The organism is Nocardioides sp. J54 (assembly GCF_000519005.1).
Taxonomy (GTDB): Bacteria; Actinomycetota; Actinomycetes; order Propionibacteriales; family Nocardioidaceae; genus Nocardioides.
In genome coordinates this window covers 82,757-100,295 of the sequence record NZ_JAER01000017.1, presented here as the reverse complement: position 1 = coordinate 100,295, position 17,539 = coordinate 82,757, and the positions used below count along the sequence as shown (strand labels likewise).

Here is a 17,539-nt window from a genome sequence, read left to right as displayed (position 1 = left end):
GCAGCGTGGCGCCCGCGCCGAAGGCGCGTCGAGGGCAAGTGCGGGCCGAGCTTGCGAGGCCTGCGCGCAGCCCTCGACAGGCGACACGCTCGCGCAATCAAGCACAGCTAGCGCAGCGCGGGCAGCACGTGGTGCTCGAGCATCGGGGCGAGGTCGTCGAGGCCGGCGGGGTCGAGGGGGGTCCAGCGGAGCTCGGCGATCTCGGCGGCCGCGACCGGGTCGCCGGCACTGGTCGCGGTGAAGACCGTGGAGACCAGCCGGTGGCCGGGCTCGTTGGCGGCGTCGGAGACGTACTCACCGAGCAGCTCGACGTCGGCGAGCTCGAGGCCGACCTCCTCGCGGGCCTCGCGGACCGCGGCGTCGCGGGCGTCCTCGCCCGGCTCGAGCTTGCCGCCGACGAGCATGAACCGCGAGGTGCCGCGCTTGCGGACGGTCAGCACCGCGCCGTCGCGGACCAGGGCGACCGCGGCGACGACGATGGTCGGGGCGTCGGGGCTGGTGGGGGCGGGCACGAGGCCCAGTCTCTCGCGCCGGGCGACCGCGCCCGCGATCAGGCCCGGGACTGCTCGCCGCCGAGCCGCCGGCGGCGTACGACGACCAGGCCACCCGCGCCGGCCACGAGGACGCCGCCGAGGACGAGGATGCCGAGGCTGCCGTCCCAGCCGCCGGAGCCCTCCGCCTGCTCGCGGGCGATGGCGGTCGCGGTGGGACCGGACGTCGGGCCGACCTCGAAGTGGATCTCGCCGGTCACCTCGTGCCCGTCGGAGGAGACCACCTCGTAGGCGATCACGTAGTCCCCGTCAGGTCCGGCCCAGAGGTTCTGCCGGACCTCCGCACCGTACACGGAGGGCGCGCCGTTGGTCACGTCGCCCTCGGGTCCGGTCACGGTGACCTCGCGCACCTTGCGCACCGGTCCGCTGAGGGTGAGCACTGCCCGCGACGGCAGCTCCTCGACGACGCCGGAGTCGGCGGGGTCGGAGAGGACCAGGTCGTCGTGGGCGGCTGCCGGTGGCGCCGGCACCCACGCCGCGAGCGCGGCGAGCAGCGCGACCACCAGGGCCAGGATCGCCGGGCGCCGCGGGGCGTGGTCGAGGGGGTGGTCGAGGGGATGGGTCAGGGGGTCGAGGTAGCGCATGGCTGGGGCTCCGTCATCGGGGTGGGGGTGGCGAGCCGTCGGTCGACGCGGTCGAGGACCGCGGTCACGCCGGCAGCGAGGGGGTGGTGGTCGTCGGCGCCGGACGCGCGCAGGGCCCGGCGCAGCGACGCGGTGGCCCACCGGGCAAGGTCGTCGGGGACGCCCGCCGCGGCCAGGGCGGCAACGGCGGCATCGAGCTCGCGGCCGACCAGGCCGGCGACGTCCTCGCCGGTGTCGCGCCCGGCGAGCAGCGACACCGCGGTGGGTACGCCGTTGGCCGCATCCAGCCCGGTGGGCTTGCCCATCCGGTCCGGGTCCCCCAGCACGTCGAGCAGGTCGTCGAGGTGCTGGAAGGCCATGCCGAAGTGGAGCGCGAACCGGCCGAGGGCACGGACCCGCCCGGGCGGTGCGCCGGCGATCAGGGCGCCGGCCTCGGCGCTGGCCCGGAAGAGCTCTGCGGTCTTGAGCGAGACGTACTCCGCGTGCGCGGCGATCGAGGGGGCGGCGACGAGGTCCGGCTCGAGGAGCTGTCCGGTGGCCATGCAGGCGAGCGCCCGGGCCCACGTGGCTGCCACCCCGGCGTCCGCGGCGGCGGCGACCCCGCGGGCCAGCAGCAGGTCGCCGACGACGATCGCCTGCTCGGCGCCGACGGACGCGACGACGGAGGGCCGCCCGCGGCGCAGCGGTGAGCCGTCGATGATGTCGTCGTGCACCAGCGTCGCCAGGTGCAGCAGCTCGATCGCGGTGGCCCCCGCGACGAACCGCTCGGCGAGGTCGTCGTCGACGCCGCCGGCAGCCGCCGCGCTCCGCAGGAGGAGGTCGGGGCGCAGCAACTTGCCCGGGCGCATGGCGTCGGCGACGACCCGGTCGAGGGACGCGGCGCCGCAGCCCGCCGGCGCGCGCAGCCGCTCGCGCACGCGGTCGAGCAGGAGCGCGGGGTCCATCACGGCACCGTCGACCCCACTGCTCGCCCGGCACCGACGCCGACGAGGTCGAGCAGCAGGTCCCGCACGCCCTGCGCGGCGACCCGGTCGCCCAGCACGCCGGGCTGGTCGCAGATCACCATCGGCCCCTCCTCGTCGCGCGCGGGGAGCCGGCCGTGCGTGCCGCGCACCGGTGCAGGGTCGAGCGGGACGACCTTCATGGAGTACCGCAGCCCGGCGGCCTTGCGGGCCAGGGTGAGCGCGGCCCGGGCCTTGACCAGCCGGTCGTCCGGGTCGAAGAAGAGCTCGGCGGGGTCGTAGCCCGGCTTGCGGTGGATCTCGACGCCGCGGGCGAAGTCCGGCGCGCGGGCGTCGTCCTCCCAGTAGTAGTAGGTGAACCAGGCTGTCGGCTCCGCGACGAGCACCAGCTCGCCGGCCCGCTCGTGGTCGAGGCCGTACGCCGCCTGGCCGGACCGGTCGAGCACCTCCGCGACGCCGGGCAGGTCTGTGCAGATCTCCCGCACCCGCTCGAGGTCGGCAGGATCCGCGACGTAGACGTGCGCGACCTGGTGGTCGGCGACGGCGAACGCCCGCGAGGCCCACGGGTCGAGGTACTCCATCCCGTCCTGCGTGTAGACCTCCAGCAGGTGCGCGGCCCGCAGGGCGCGGTTGACGTCGACGGGGGTGTCGGCCCGGGTGATGCCGTACTCGGACAGCACGACGACGCGGGCTCCGAGCAGCTCGGCGTCCATGAGCAGCGGCGAGAGCGCGGTGTCGACGTCCCGCGCGGCCTTCCTCGCCTGCGGGGAGTCCGGTCCGTAGCGCTGGAGGTCGTAGTCGAGGTGCGGCAGGTAGGCCAGGGTCAGGTCGGCCCGCGGCAGCAACCGGCGGGTCGCGCCGACGATCCACTCGGTGGAGCGGATCGAGGCGGTCGGCCCCCAGTACTGGAACAGCGGGAACGGGCCGAGCTCGTCGACCAGCTCGTCGTGCAGCCCGACCGGGCGCGTGTAGCAGTCCGGCGCCTTCTTGCCGTCGGCGTAGTAGATCGGCCGCGGGGTGACGGTCCAGTCGGTCGACGCGCCCATGGCGTACCACCAGCACACGTTCGCCACGGTGTAGTCGGGCACGTGCCGGCGCACCGTCTCCCACACCTTCTCCCCCGCGACCAGGCGGTTGTGCTGGCGCCAGAGGTAGACCTCGCCGAGGTCGCGGAAGTACCAGCCGTTGCCCACGATGCCGTGCTCCGACGGCGGCAGGCCGGTCAGGAAGGTCGACTGGACCGAGCAGGTGACGGCCGGCAGGACCGGGTCGAGCGGTGCGGACGAGCCCCGCTCGGCCAGGCGCCGCAGCCGCGGCATGTGCTGGAGCAGGTCGGGGGTGAGGCCGACGAGGTCGACGACGAGCAGCTGGTCCATGGGGTCCTCCGGGTGGGTGGGTGCTCAGCAGGGGGTGAGGCCGAGGCCGACGACCTCGCGGTGGACCCAGCCCAGCTCCGCGGCCATGCCCTCCGCGAGCGCGGCGTCGCCGTCGGGCTGGCCGCCGGGGAGCACCGACCAGGTGTAGGTCTCGACCTCGAGGTGGTGGACCCGGGCGCGGGGACCACCGACCAGCGCGGCCAGCGAGGCGGACAGGTCGTCGCGGCTGTTGCGCAGCGGCGGGGTCGGGTCCGCGTGCACCGGGACGTGGAAGTGCACCCGCCACGGGGTGCCGGTGCGCAGCGCCCGCCGGCCGTCGAGCGCCTCGGGCAGGTCGTCGCGACCGACCAGCCGCGCACCCGCCTGCTGCCGGACCTGGTGCAGGAAGCGGTCCTCGGCGTACGACGACAGGGCGGTGCGCGCCGCGACGTCGGCCGGGTCGTCGACGACCAGCGCGGCGGCCGGCTGGGCCTTCACGACGCGCAGGCCGGCCTGGTCGAGGCTGGCCAGGGCGTCCTCGGCCGACTCGAACCCGACGGCGAGGTGGCACAGGTCGAGGCACACGCCGACCCAGTCGCGGTCCACGGCACCGAGCCGGGCCACGGCCTCGGCGGTGGTCTCGATGACGCAGCCCGGCTCCGGCTCGAGGCCGACCCGGACGGTGCGCCCGGTCTCCCCGGCGAGCGCGGCCAGGCCCTCGGCCAGCTCGGCGAGGTGGTCCTCCGCCGCGTGCTGCCGGTCGGCCAGCCAGGGCGCGTGCCAGCCGAGCGGGAGCGAGGAGATCGAGCCCTGCGCGACGTCGTCGGGCAGCAGCCCGGCGAGCACGCGCGCCGCGGCGAGGGTGTGGTCGAGGCGGTCCCGCTCGCTCCACGTCGGGTGGTAGACCGCCTTCTTCACGACCTCGCCCTGGAAGTCGGCGTACGGGAAGGCGTTGAGGGTGACCACCTCGACCCCGTGGTGGTCGAGGATCTTGCGGAGGCGCTGCAGCTCGGCCGGGTCGGCGGCGAGGCGGTGCGCGGCGACCGCGGGCAGCCACATGCCCAGCCCGACCCGGTCGACGCCGAGCCGCCGGCGCAGCTGCTCGCCGAAGGTCGTCGCCTGGGCCGCGATGCCGTCGATGTCCTGCGCCGGCAGCACGTTGGTGCCGTAGGCGAGGTGGACGAGCGAACCGTCGGGGTGCTGGTACCTCATGCGTCGGCCCTCGGCCCGCGGAGCACGGAGTTGCCCTGGAAGGTCTGGGCGAGGTCCGGCTCCGCGTCGACCTGGTCGAGGAGGAGCCGGCCGCTCTGCCCGAAGAACTCGACGGGGTTGCGCCACAGCACGCGGTCCACGTCGTCCTCGCTGAACCCGGCCTCGAGCATCGCCTGCCCGGTCTTCGCGGTCTTGAGCGGGTCGCTGCGGCCCCAGTCGGCGGCGGAGTTGACCAGCACCCGCTCCAGCCCGCGCTCCTGGAGGATCCGCACCATGCGGTGCTCGTCCATCTTGGTGTCGGGGTAGATCGAGAAGCCCATCCAGCAACCGCTGTCGGCCACGGCGCCGACCGTCATCTCGTTGAGGTGGTCCACGACGACGCGGTGCGCGCCGATGCCGGAGGCCTCCACGAGCTCGAGGGTCCGCCGGGTGCCGGCCTCCTTGTCGCGGTGCGGTGTGTGCACCAACGCGGGGAGCTCGAACTCGACGGCGAGCTCGAGCTGGCGCACGAACGCCTTCTCCTCCTCGGTGGTCATCGAGTCGAAGCCGATCTCGCCCACCGCGACCACGCCGTCCTTCGCGAGGTAGCGCGGCAGCACGTCGAGCACCTCGGTGCAGCGCGGGTCGTTCGCCTCCTTGGGGTTGAGCGCGATCGTGCAGTGGTGCACGATCCCGAACTGCGCGGCCCGGAACCGCTCCCAGCCGACGAGCGCGTCGAAGTAGTCGACGAAGGACGCGACGTGGGTGCGGGGCTGGCCGAGCCAGAACGCCGGCTCCACCAGCGCGCGTACGCCGGCCGCGTGCATCCGCTCGTAGTCGTCGGTCGTGCGCGACGTCATGTGGATGTGGGGATCGAAGATGCGCATCTCAGCCCTCCTGGCCGGTGGTGGTGTCGGTGCGGGCGAGCAGGGACGTGGCGTCCTCCGGCACCGGCCGTCCCGCCGCCCGTCGTTCGTCGGCGTAGCGCCGGACCATCGCGACGAGCTCGGCGTCGGCGCGGGTGTCGAGGTCGGCCACCTCGGCGAGGGGAACCCCGACGAACAGGCACTTGAGCACGCCGTGGCGCCACTCGTGGTCGGAGAGGGTGCGGGCGTGCGGGCCCATCGCCGCCGCGACGAGGCGGACGTCGTTGGTCCGCAGCGCGTCGAGCAGCACCTCGCGCCCGTCGACCTGCCCGTCGAGCACGGACAGGGCCAGCAGCACCGCCCGCTTCTCGTCGGCGTCGCCGTAGCGGTAGAGCTGCTCCAGCTCGGCGCCGACCTCCTCGGGGCCGAGCGCCGCGGCGGCCCGCACCACGAGCTCGACCCGGACGGCGTCCTCGATCCGCGGACCGCCCTCGCCGAGGTCGCCCCGGGCCGTGCGCCGGGCCGCGGCGGGGAAGACCCGGCCGAGGGTGCGCGGGTCGGCCGCGACCCGGGCGGCCATCTCGTCGAGGGCGGCGACGGCGGCGGGCGGCAGGGCCGAGCGCAGCCGGTCGGCGGGGACCAGGAGCGGGGTGGACGTCATCGGGCTCCTCCTGCCGGGGTGGTGGCGCCGAGCCGGTCGAGCGAGGCGCGCAGGGCGGACATGGTCGACGCGGCCACGGCGGGGGCCGCGTGCGAGTGGCGGGGCAGCTCGACGCAGGCCAGGCCGGCGTACCCGACCTCGACGAGGGCGGCGAGCACGGCGTCGAGGTCGAGCTCGCCGTGGCCGAGCTCGAGGTGCTCGTGGACGTCGCGCACCATGTCGTCGACCTGCACGTTGGCCAGCAGCGGCCCGGCACGGCGCACCGTGTCGGCCGGCGGGCGGGGCTCGTTGCAGACCAGGTGGCCGAGGTCGAGGGTGACCCGCAGGTGCTCGGGCGCGCCGAGGCGTTGCCGGAGCTCGAGCACGTCGTCGAGGGTGGCGAGGAACATGCCGGGCTCGGGCTCGACGCAGAGCACGACACCGAGCGCGGCGGCCGCGTCGACCACCGGGCCGAGGCCGTCGAGGACGCGGCGCCACAGCTCCGCCGCACCGACGCCGGCGGGCGCCGTGCCCGACCAGCACGACACCGCCTCCGAGCCGAGCTCGGCGGCGATACGGACCGCACGCAGCAGCAGGTCGGTACGACGCTCCCGGCCCTCGTCGCTGACCAGCGTCGGCTCGTGCTTGTGCCAGGGGTCGAGCACGTAGCGCGAGCCGGTCTCCACGACCGAGGCGAGGTCGTGCACCTCGAGGCAGCGGCGGGCGTGCGCGACCTGGCCGGGCAGGTCACCGAAGGGGTCGAGGTGCGGCTGGTCGAGGGTCAGGCCGACCCCCTCGTAGCCGAGCCCGGCCACGACGGCGCAGGCGTCGGCGAGCCGGTGGCCGGCGAAGCCGTTGAGGCCGTAGCCGAGGCGCACGCTCACGTCGGGCTCACCACCCGGGCGAGCCGGCGCAGCAGCGGGCCGGCACCGGCGACCGTGGCCGCGGGGAGGACGCGGCCACGGCCGGCCAGGCAGGCCGCCTGCAGGAGGGTGAGCCCGCCGATGCCCGTGCCGGTCGCGGCACGGACCCGGCCCGCGTCGTCCGGGGTGGCCGCCGCACGGGCCTGGGCGGTGCCGACCCGGGCGGCGTAGAGCAGCGCGAAAGCGGTGGCCGCCCAGCGGTGGGCGGCGGGCACGGCGGGGTCGCGCCGGACCGCGGTCCACGCGATCGCTGCGGCGGCGCCGGTCGCGGCCATCGCTGCGACGGCGGAGGTACGGCGGGTGCCGTGCACCTCGCCGCGGCTGAGCAGCGTGACACCGGCGGTGTGGACGGCGACAGCGGCGGCGGGGGCGGCGGCAGCGGCCGGTGAGGTCGCCGCGCCGAGCAGCACGTCGAGGCCGCGGGTCGAGGCCATCACAGCCGGACCGGCGGGCGAGTCCTTGGCCACCACGTCGTAGGCCGCGACGAGAACGGCGAGCGGGACGCTCAGCCGCAGCGCGCGGCGACCGCCCGCGGCGGCCGTCAGGGCCACCCCGGCGGCGCCGAGGCCCACCGCGACGCCGAGGGCCGTGCCGGCACCCACGCGTCCGGAGGGGATGACCCGCTCGGGCCGCTCGACCGCGTCGACCTCGCGGTCCGCCCAGTCGTTGAGTGCCATGCCGGACCAGTAGAGGCAGACCGAGCCCAGCGGCATGAGCGCTGCCGTCGTACCCCCTGCCCCCGCCCAGGCGGCACCGGACCACGCGTCACCGGGCACCGTCAGCGCCGCCGGTGCCCGCACCAGCTCGGTGAGGTCGCGCACGGCGGGGGCCCCGGTCATGCGGCCAGCTCCCGGCGCCAGGCGACCAGGGTGTGCCACTGCTCGGCGAGGCGGTGCTCGCTCGCGCCGACGGGGTCCTTGAAGAAGAACGCGAGCTCGGGCAGCGGGCCGGACCGGCCGGCGGCGTGCGCGGCCGAGACGAGCCGGACGAGGTCGAGCACGAGTGGCGCGGCGAGCGCCGAGTCGCAGCCCTGCCAGGTGAACTGCAGCGTCATCCGGGCGCCGAGGAAGCCGTCGAAGCGGACGTGGTCCCACGCCGTCTTCCACTCGCCGAGGTCCTCGACCTGGTCGATGTGCATCGGTCCCGGCACGGCGTGCCCGACGATGGCGTCGAGCCCGCTGCGCTTCGTGGCGGTCTTGCTGCGGGCAGCCTCGGGGTCGGCGAGGGTCGCGCCGTCGCCGCCGCCGAGCAGGTTGACCGACGTCCACGACTGCAGCGCCAGCGCCCGGGTGGCGAACATCGGCGCGAGCGCGGACTTCACCAGCGTCTCCCCGGTCTTGCCGTCGCACCCGGCGTACGGCAGGCCGCTGCGCGCCGCGGCGTCGACGACGACCGGCAGGCGCAGGCACGGGCTCGGGGTGAAGGAGACGTACGGCGCGCCGGCGCGGAACGCGGCGAGGGCGTAGACCGCGGTGACCGGCAGCGCGTGGTCGACGGCGGTGACCGCGTCGGGGTCGTCGACGGGCGGTTGGGTGCTGGCGACGTCGACCACCACGACCCGGTCCAGCTGGTGCTTGTGCGCGAACGCGGTGATGTCGCCGGCGAGGCGCTCGACCGCCACGGCGACGGGCTCCTCCCCCACGACGTACCCCGGCCGCACCTCGGCGTCGACGGTGGCGAGGTCGGCCGCGACGGCTCCGAGGACCCCGGCGGGCAGGACCCCGGCGCTGACCAGCGCCTCCGCCTTCTTCGCCATCGACCCGGAGCCGAGCTCGTGCCCGCCGAAGAAGAGGTCCGCGATCCCGACGAGGCCGTCGGGTGCGAGCTCGGGCAGCTCGGTGACCAGGCCGGTGGTCGGCACGAGGCCGTGGCTGACGCCGAGCGCGCCGACGACAGCGGTCGTCGCCACCGAGCCGCCCGCGCCGACGAACCACACGCCGGTGCCGCCACCACGCCGGTCGCGGACGTCGGTGCCGCGCTCGTGGTCAGGGTTGGGGGTGTTCTGCATGGGTCACCTTGCTGCTCGGGTGGTGCGACGCACCACGGGGGTCGGCCGGGACCGGCCGGGGATCGCGGCGTCGAGGGCGCCGGCGGGAAGTCGGTAGAGCGCGGCGAGGGCGGCGCGCTGGGCGGCGGGCGGCACCTTGCGCCCGGCCTCCCAGCTGCGGACCGCGGACGTCGAGCGGCCGCAGTGGCGCGCGACGTCGCGCTGGGTGAGCCCGCTCCAGGCACGCAGGTCGCGCAGCACCTGCGGCAGGTCGCCCGGCCGCCAGGCGGCGGGGCGCAGGCCGAGCGGCGGGGTGGTCGCGAACCAGGCGCTCACCGTGGCGACGTCGGTGCCGAGCACCTCGGCGAGCCGGCGCTGGTGGGCCAGGCGGGGCGCGCGGCCGCGCTCCCACGCTCCGACGAGGTGCCGCGAGACGCCGAGGTGGTCGGCGAGGCGGGCCTGGGTGAGGCCGCGCCGGGCGCGGGCCCGCTGCAGCGGCCCGCTGTGCCTGCTGCGCCGCGGCTGGTGCGCGGCGAGCAGAGCGCGGAGCTCGCGCGGCGTGACGCTGCCGGCGGGGGCGCCGATCAGGGAGGCCAGCCGCGGCAGCAGCTCGAGCGGCATGCCGGCGCGGCCGGCCTCCCAGTTGAAGACGGTGGCCACCGGCACGCCCAGCCCGGCGGCGACGTGCGCCGCGGTCCAGCCGCGCCGGTGGCGCAGGGTGCGCAGCCCGGTGGCCCGCACCCGGGTGCCGGGGCGGGGCGGTGGGCGGTGCGCGTCGAAGAAGGCCACCACGGCGGCCCGGTCGGTGGCCAGGACGCCGGCCAGGGCGGCGATGACGTCCGGCCCGGGGAGCCGCTCGCCCCGCTCCCACCGCAGCACGGTGGCGGTGTGCACGCCGAGCGCGGCCGCCACCTCCCGCGGGGTGAGCCGGAGCTCGCCACGGCGCGCCCGCAGGTCCAGCGGTACGCCGGACCGCGGGCCACGCACCTGACCGCCCTGGCTCACCGCGGCCTCACGAGGAGGTCGAGAACGCCGCGTCGAACGCCGCGCTCGGCGGGTCGAAGGCGAGCCGGCGGACGAACTCGAGCGCCTCGGGCGCCCCGACGAGCCGGTCCATGCCGGCGTCCTCCCACTCGACGGAGATCGGGCCGTCGTACCCGATGGTGTTGAGCATCCGGAAGGACGCCTCCCACGGGACGTCACCGTGCCCGGTGGAGACGAAGTCCCAGCCGCGGCGCGGGTCCGCCCACGGCAGGTGCGAGCCCATGCGGCCGTTGCGGCCGTTGCCGACCTGGCGCTTCGCGTCCTTGCAGTCGACGTGGTAGATCCGGTCCTTGAAGTCCCACAGGAAGCCCACCGGGTCGAGGTCCTGCCACACGAAGTGCGACGGGTCCCAGTTGAGCCCGAAGGCCTCCCGGTGGCCGATCGCCTCGAGGGTCTGGACGGTGGTCCAGTAGTCGTAGGCGATCTCCGAGGGGTGCACCTCGTGGGCGAAGCGGACGCCGACCTCGTCGAAGACGTCGAGGATGGGGTTCCAGCGGTCGGCGAAGTCGCGGTAGCCCGCGGCGACCATCTCCTCGGTGGCCGGCGGGAACATCGCGACGTACTTCCAGATCGCCGAGCCGGTGAACCCGACGACGGTGCTCACGCCCAGGCGCTGGGCGGCGCGGGCGGTCATCTTCATCTCCTCGGCCGCACGCTGCCGCACGCCCTCGGGGTCCCCGTCGCCCCAGATCCGCTCGGACAGGATCCCGTGGTGGCGCTCGTCGATCGGGTCGTCGCAGACGGCCTGCCCGGTGAGGTGGTTGGAGATGGTCCACGTCTTGAGGTCGTACTTCTCGAGCAGGTCGAGCTTCTCCTGGACGTAGGCGTCGTCCTCGGCTGCTCGCCACACGTCGAGGTGGTCACCCCAGCAGGCGATCTCGAGGCCGTCGTACCCCCACCCGGAGGCGAGTCTGCAGACGTCCTCGAAGGGCAGGTCGGCCCACTGGCCGGTGAAGAGGGTGATCGGGCGTGCCATTGCGTGCTCCTTTGTCGGTGCTGTTCGTCCAGCTGGTCGTCCAGCGGCGGACGTCGGTGGGTCCTACGGGTGGTCCTGGGTCGGCCTGGTGGCCGGTGCGAGCCGGTGCCGGGGCGGAGCGCACAGCCCCGGCACCGGCGCGCGGGGAGCGGAGCCTCGCGGTCCCGCTCCCCCGTCCGGGACGGGGAGCCGGCCACCGGCCGTCACGCAGGGCCGAACCTGCGTGCGGTCGGCTGCCGCACCGAGCGGTACGGCGTGGCCGGGCATCCCCATCCGAACGTCCTCCTCTCCTCTGCCGGCGCCCTAGAGCTGGGCCTTCAGGCGGCGGGCGAGGTCCTTGAGCGCGGCCTTCGCCTTGGCGTTGCGCACGCCGTTGGCGAGGGTCTGCACCCGGGTGAGGGACCGGACGGCCTGGCGGTCCTGGCCGCGCCGGTCAGCCCGCTGGGCGGTGGCCAGTGCGCTCTTGAGCTGGCCGGCCAGTCGGGCACCCACCTTGTTCTCCCGGTCGAGCCGGTTCACCAGCTGCTTGCCGTTGGCGTAGGAGGCGACCACCGTGAAGGTGACCGTCTTCTTGCGCTGGTTGCCAGCAGCGTCGACGACCGTGACCACGAGGCGGTGCTTGCCGGTGCGGAGCACCATCGCGTCGATCCGCGGGCGGAGGCCGACGGCCTTGCCGTCCAGGCGGATCTTGCGGGTGGCGACGCTCGAGGCCGGCTCGGTGATGGTGATCCGGGCGTTCTTGACCGCGGCGGGGCTCAGTCGCGCCCCGTTCTTGATCCCGGTCACCTTCACCTGCGGCGCGGTGCGGTCGATCTTGACCGTCAGGGTCTTGATCGGCGACACGTTGCCGTCCTCGTCACGGGCACGGGCCTGGACCCGGGTGACCTTCTGCTTGGTCACCTTCACCGGGGCGGTGTAGGTGGTCCAGGGGCCGTTGTCGATGCGGTACTCCACGACCAGGTCGCCGACCCCGCCGCTCCCGGCGACGCTGACGGTGACCGGGCCCTTGAACCAGCCGCGGCGGCCGTCCGGCACCGCCGGGGACGTGGTGATGGTGACCGACGGGGTGGTGCCGGCGCCGACCTCGACGGTGGAGGTGCCCTCCGCCGAGACGTTGCCCGCCACGTCGACCGCGCGGTAGCGCACGACGTGGGTCCCACTGTCGAAGGACAGCGGCGAGGAGTAGGTCGACCACTCCGTGTCGCCGTCCACCTGGTACTCGATCCGGTCGAGACCGGACGTCGCGTCGGTGGCGGTCAGGGTGAGGGTCTTCGGCTTGTCGCCACCCTCCTCCGCCGTCACGGCCGGAGCGACCGTGTCGACCTTGACCGTCTCGGACTTGACCTCCTCGACGTTGCCTGCGGCGTCCGTCGCCCGGAACTCGACCAGGACCTCGCCCTCACCGGGCACCTCGACGGCGTCGGTGTACTCGGTCCAGTCGCCACCGGCGATGCGGTACTCGACCAGCTCCACGCCCGACCCGTCGGGGCCGTCCGTGGCCGCCAGGGTGAACGAGGGACGGCTGGTGTGCCAGCCGGCCTCCCCGTCCGCGTCCGGCAGGGTGATGGTCGTCGTCGGCGCGGTGGTGTCGGCCGGCTGCTCGCCGTCCGGACCACAGGCCTCCGGACCCACGGCGAACCAGTCGAAGCTGGCCGTGATGCCGGCTCCGTCGTTGGTGTTCGCCGCCGCCAGCAGGCCGACCCGCGGGTCGTCGATGCCGGTCAGGTCGTAACCGCCGGGCATCTCCGTCCAGGTCTCACCATCGGTGCTGTACGAACCGATGACCTGCTCGCCGTCCTCGCTGGTGAGGCGCAGCCAGACAGTGCTCGGGAACTCCTCGCCGAGCGACGGGGTGTTGGTCTCTGCTGCGGTGCCGTCGAGCTCCTTCGCGGTCTGGATGATGTTGGACGCAGAGTTCGGCTCGCCGCTGCGACCCTGGAACACGTGCTTGATGTAGTTGTCGTCGTCGCCGTAGATCAGCAGGCCCGCGGACTGGTAGGACCGGTTGATCGGGGCGCTGACCTTGGTGGTGACCACGAACGGTCCGTCGGGAAGGTCGGTGAGGACCAGGTCCCGGGCGTTGTTCGTGTTCTGGTAGAGGTCGGTGGCCTCGAGCGGGATGCTCAGCTCGCCACCGGCCACCTCGAGGTTGCCGCTCGGTCGGACGACGTCCCAGTCCCCGCCCAGCGTGTTGCCGTCGAAGGTGTCGACGAAGCACGACGGGGCGCACGGCTCGGCCGTGTCGTCGGGGGTGATGGTGAAGTAGTCGAACTCCGCGGTGATCCCGACGGAGCCCGCCTGGTTGCCCAGCGCGAGCAGGCCCACCTTCGGGCTGCTGATGCCGGACAGGTCACGCACTCCCGTGACCTCGGTCCAGGTCGCACCGTCGCTGCTGTACGACGCCGTGACCTCGTTCCCGTCGGTGCTGGTCATCCGCAGCCACACGGTGTCCGGGAAGTCCGCACCCAGGTTGGGCGTGTTCGTCTCGGTCGCCGTGGCGCCGACCTCCTTGGCGAACTGGACCACGTTGTTCGCCTTGTTGGCGGTGTTGGACCGGCCGGAGTAGACGAGCTTCAGGTAGTTGTCGTCGTCCCCGTAGACCACGAGTCCGCCCTGCTGGTAGGCCCGGTCGGCCGGCAGCGTGAGCTTCGTCGTCACCTCGAAGGCACCGGCCGGCAGGTCCTGCAGCACGATGTTCGGGGTGGTGTTGGTCCCCTGGTAGATGTCCGTCGCCGTGATCGGGATGTTCAGCGACCCGTCCACCACCGTGAGCGACTGGTCGACGCGGACGCTGCGGTTCCAGCGGTCCGTGTCGAGGGCGTTGCCCAGGAAGTCGTCGGAGCGGCCGCTGAAGCAGGTGTCCGACCCGGCGGTGGCGGTGACCTCGAGGGTCTTCGTGGTGGCAGCCCCGCGGGCGTCGGTCGCGGTCAGCGAGACGACGTACTTGCCGGGCGTGGTGAAGGTGTGGCTCGGGTTCTCCTCGGTGGAGGTCTCCGAGTCACCGAAGCTCCACTCGTAGGTGACCGGGTCGTCGCCGTCCGGGTCCTCGACCTCGCTGGTGAACTGCACGGGCAGCGGGGCCGGGCCACGGTCGGTGCTGGCGCTGATCGACACCACCGGCGGCTGGTTGTCGGTGATGCCGCGACCCTCGAACTGGATCCAGTTGACGTTCGCGCCACCCGACGTCGCCACGAAGTACAGCGGCTCGCCGTCCTCCGAGGCACCGGTGAAGTCGGTCGAGACCTCCTGGAAGGCCTGCGCCCCACCGGTGTTCGGGACCTCGATGGTGCCGATCGTCTCGCCGGTCGGCGAGCCCTGCCGGATGGCGAAGGCAGCACCGTCGGTGTTCGAGGCGACCCGCAGGGTCGCGCCGGTGATCCCGGTCAGGTTCATGACGTCCCAGCCGAACCAGTCACCGGTCTCCACGCCGGTGACCATCTGGCCGCCACCCGTGTCGCTGGTGGCCTGGGTCGCCACGCCCGGGGTGCCGCCCGGCTCCTCGCCGGTGCGCCCGGTCTCGTCGAAGAACTCGGCCTCCTTGTGCTTGGTGTGCACCACGACGCCGTCGACACCCATGAGCGGACCGGCCGCCCCGTTGCCGTCGTCGGTGTAGGTGGCCTTGATCGTGCCGAAGATGTTGGCGCCGACGTGGCCGGCGTCGCCCGGCAGCGGGAAGGTGCCGCTGCAGCCGTGGTACTGCTCGTAGTCGTGCGAGTGCTCGTCGTGGCCGAGGCCCGGCTGCACGACGACGCGCTCGCAGTCGATCTCGCCGTCCTCCGGGTCGGTGACCTCGACCTCGTACGCGATGTGGTCACCGAAGTCGAAGAACCCGCCGTTGAGGGGCAGGACGAGCTTCACCGTCGGGGCGGTGTTGCCCGAGACGATGTCGATGTTCGTCGTGCCCGTGCGGCCACCCTCGTCGGTCACCGTGAGCCGGGCGGTGTAGTTGCCCGGGTCGGTGTAGGTGTGGCTGCCGGTCGGGTCGGTCGAGTCGGCCTCACCGTCGCCGTCGAAGTCCCAGGCGTAGGTCAGCCCGGTCGAGTCGCCGGTGTCGGGGTCGAACGAGGCGGTCCCGTCGAACTGGACGGTCAGCGGCGCCGGACCCGAGGTGCGGTCCGTCGTCGCGCGGGCGACCGGGGCACGGTTGCCCTCGACGTAGTCGATCCGGTAGACGCCGGAGTCGGTGTTGTTGCCGTTGAAGCCGCTGCCCCACTCGATCATGTAGAGCGCACCGTCCGGCCCGAACTGCAGGGCGTGCGGACGCACCATGGGCAGGCTGGGGAGGAAGCGGTTCAGGTCGGTGTAGCTGCTCCCGTCCCCGTTCATCTGCACGGTGAACAGCCGGCTGTTGTTCCAGTCGGCCCAGATCGCCTTGCGGTCGAAGTACTCCGGCCACTTGCGGTCGGAGACCAGGTCGGGGTCGTAGGCGTAGGTGCCCGAGGTCATCGGCGCACCGCTGGCCCCGATCTCCGGGGTGCCGGTGATCGACGGGTTGTTGCTCTGCCACATCACCGCCGGCTTGGCGGGCGGAAGCTGGGTCAGGCCGGTGTTGTTGGGCGAGTCGTTGACGGGGTTGTCGCAGTCGAAGGCCGCGCCCGCCGTGCTGCTGGCGAAGTTGTAGTCGTTGTACGGGGTGTTGTCACCCACGCAGTACGGCCAGCCGTAGTTGCCGGGCTCGTCGAGGATGTTCCACTCCACGCGACCGTTGGGACCCCGCGTGGCGCTGGTCGTTCCGGCGTCCGGGCCGTAGTCGGCGACGAGGATGTTGTTGTTCTGCTCGTCGAGGCCGATCCGGAACGGGTTGCGGAAGCCCATCGCGTAGATCTCGGGCCGCGTCTTGTTGTCGGTGTCCTCGTCCTCGTCGAAGAGGTTGCCCTCGGGGATCGAGTAGCCCCCGTCCGGCAGCGGCGTGATCCGCAGGACCTTGCCGTTGAGGGTGTTCGTGTTGCCGGACGTGCGCTGGGCGTCCCAGGCCTCACGGCCCGGGCGCTCGTCGATCGGCGTGTAGCCGCTCGAGTCGAACGGGTTGGTGTTGTCACCCGTCGCCAGGTAGAGGTTGCCGTCCTTGTCGAACTCCAGCGACCCACCGGCGTGGCAGCACTGGTCGCGCTGCGTCGGCACGTCGAGGATCGTCGTCGCGGTGTCCAGCTGGAGCGTGTTGCCGTCCATCGTGAACCGCGAGATCCGGTCGATGGCCGCGGCCCCGGCCGGCGAGTAGTAGAGGTAGACCCAGTTGTTCGAGGCGAAGTCCGGGTCGAGCGCGATGCCGAGCAGGCCGAACTCCTGGCCGGTGTAGACCGGGATCGTGCCCGCGGTCACCACCGAGCCGTTCGGCAGGATGATCCGCACGGCACCGTTGCGGTCGATGTAGAACACCCGACCGTCGTCGGCGATGTCGAGCTCCATCGGGTTCGACGTGTTCTCGTCGAGCGCGACCTTCTCGAAGCTGGGCTCGAGGGTGGCCTTGCAGTCGGAGGGCACGACGCCGGCAGCGGACTGGATGCCGCCGAGCAGGTGCTGCAGGAAGGTCTCGTCGGTGAAGGACTCCTCGGTGTGGCCCATGCCGGTGTACCAGCTGCGGCCGCCGTCGTAGTCCTGGCACCAGGCGATCGGGTGCTCCACACCCATCGCGCCGCCGCCGGGGCTGTACGTCGACTCGTCCATCGAGGCGAGGACGTGCACCTTCCCGCGGGGGTTCGTCTGGAAGTTGTACCACTCGTCGACACGCTCCCAGAGCGGCGCGATGCCGGCGGTGGAGGCGTGTGCGGGGTCCTCGACCTTGACGGTCGCGGTCGGGGTGCCCGGCGGGTGGTTGGCGAAGTAGGAGCCGACCAGCTCGCCGTACCAGGGCCAGGAGTACTCGGTGTCGGACGCGGCGTGGATGCCTGCGTAACCGCCACCGGCCTGGATGTAGCGCTCGAACGCGCCCTGCTGGGCGGTGTTGAGCACGTCGCCGGTGGTCGAGAGGAAGATGACGACCTCGTACTGCTCGAGGTTCTCGTCGGTGAAGACGGTGCTGTCCTCGGTCGCGGTGACGTTGAAGCCGTGCTCGAGCCCGAGCTGCTGGATCGCCGCGACGCCCTCGTCGATGCTGCTGTGCCGGAACGCGGCGGTCTTGGAGAAGACGAGCGCGTCGAACTCGTCGGCCTCCGCGGCGGCGGCTGCGGCCTTGTCGGCCGTCCACGGCACGGCGTTGCTCGGCGGCGCCGCCTCCTTCAGGGCCGACGTGCCCTGCGCAGGTGCCGCGGCCCGGTCGGCGACCGGTGCCGCTGCGGCGGGTCCGGCGAGGGCTGCCGCGCCCAGGGGCAACGACACGATCATGGCGACGGTCGCGCCCAGCGTCGTGCGCGAGCCTCTCCGTAGCCGCGTGATGACGTTCTTCATCACGTATCCCTTCGTTTGACGGATGTGCGCTCCATCGGTTCCGGGGCGGTCCCCGGGCGTTCGGCCCTGGTGTGGT

Annotated in this window: 13 protein-coding genes; all 13 read right to left on the bottom strand. The window is 73.5% G+C overall.

The window, feature by feature from the left end; genetic code table 11:
* Positions 1–107: 107 nt before the first annotated feature.
* Positions 108–512 (bottom strand): NUDIX hydrolase, encoded by a 405-nt coding sequence (locus NOCJ54_RS0113405; protein ID WP_028655897.1) that lies wholly within the window; start codon positions 510–512, stop codon positions 108–110.
* A 38-nt stretch (positions 513–550) separates the two neighbouring features.
* Complete coding sequence (locus tag NOCJ54_RS28350) at positions 551–1,135, bottom strand: copper resistance CopC family protein (RefSeq protein WP_051485827.1); 585 nt, start codon at positions 1,133–1,135, stop codon at positions 551–553.
* Complete coding sequence (locus tag NOCJ54_RS28345; protein WP_051485826.1) at positions 1,114–2,079, bottom strand: polyprenyl synthetase family protein; 966 nt, start codon at positions 2,077–2,079, stop codon at positions 1,114–1,116. Before NOCJ54_RS28345 ends, NOCJ54_RS28350 begins: the two co-directional genes overlap by 22 nt.
* A complete protein-coding gene (locus tag NOCJ54_RS0113390) occupies positions 2,079–3,473 on the bottom strand; it encodes a nucleotide pyrophosphatase/phosphodiesterase family protein (RefSeq protein ID WP_028655896.1) in 1,395 nt (464 codons plus the stop codon). The genes NOCJ54_RS28345 and NOCJ54_RS0113390 overlap by 1 nt, the downstream gene beginning before the upstream one ends.
* A gap of 24 nt (positions 3,474–3,497) precedes the next feature.
* Positions 3,498–4,664, bottom strand: coding sequence for a metabolite traffic protein EboE (eboE, locus tag NOCJ54_RS0113385; protein ID WP_028655895.1), 1,167 nt, complete (start codon positions 4,662–4,664; stop codon positions 3,498–3,500).
* Positions 4,661–5,530 (bottom strand): TatD family hydrolase, encoded by an 870-nt coding sequence (locus tag NOCJ54_RS0113380; RefSeq protein WP_028655894.1) that lies wholly within the window; start codon positions 5,528–5,530, stop codon positions 4,661–4,663. Before NOCJ54_RS0113380 ends, eboE begins: the two co-directional genes overlap by 4 nt.
* Before the next feature lies 1 nt (position 5,531).
* The gene (locus NOCJ54_RS29960) at positions 5,532–6,170 is read right to left on the bottom strand and encodes an EboA domain-containing protein (RefSeq protein WP_186449791.1); all 639 of its coding nucleotides are present in this window, start codon (positions 6,168–6,170) and stop codon (positions 5,532–5,534) included.
* Entirely contained in the window at positions 6,167–7,033 is an 867-nt protein-coding gene (locus NOCJ54_RS29955) for a sugar phosphate isomerase/epimerase family protein (protein ID WP_051485825.1), read from the bottom strand. The genes NOCJ54_RS29960 and NOCJ54_RS29955 overlap by 4 nt, the downstream gene beginning before the upstream one ends.
* Positions 7,030–7,911: an SCO3242 family prenyltransferase gene (locus NOCJ54_RS0113365; RefSeq protein WP_028655893.1), complete on the bottom strand. Its 882-nt coding sequence runs from the start codon at positions 7,909–7,911 to the stop codon at positions 7,030–7,032. Before NOCJ54_RS0113365 ends, NOCJ54_RS29955 begins: the two co-directional genes overlap by 4 nt.
* Entirely contained in the window at positions 7,908–9,080 is a 1,173-nt protein-coding gene (locus NOCJ54_RS0113360) for an inositol-3-phosphate synthase (RefSeq protein ID WP_084255188.1), read from the bottom strand. Before NOCJ54_RS0113360 ends, NOCJ54_RS0113365 begins: the two co-directional genes overlap by 4 nt.
* A 3-nt stretch (positions 9,081–9,083) precedes the next feature.
* Positions 9,084–10,046 (bottom strand): helix-turn-helix transcriptional regulator, encoded by a 963-nt coding sequence (locus tag NOCJ54_RS25760; protein ID WP_186449792.1) that lies wholly within the window; start codon positions 10,044–10,046, stop codon positions 9,084–9,086.
* A 25-nt stretch (positions 10,047–10,071) separates the two neighbouring features.
* Positions 10,072–11,079, bottom strand: a complete 1,008-nt coding sequence (locus NOCJ54_RS0113350) for a sugar phosphate isomerase/epimerase family protein (protein ID WP_028655891.1) — start codon at positions 11,077–11,079, stop codon at positions 10,072–10,074.
* Between the two features lie 303 nt (positions 11,080–11,382).
* Complete coding sequence (locus tag NOCJ54_RS30320; protein ID WP_157514902.1) at positions 11,383–17,463, bottom strand: ThuA domain-containing protein; 6,081 nt, start codon at positions 17,461–17,463, stop codon at positions 11,383–11,385.
* Positions 17,464–17,539: the final 76 nt, after the last annotated feature.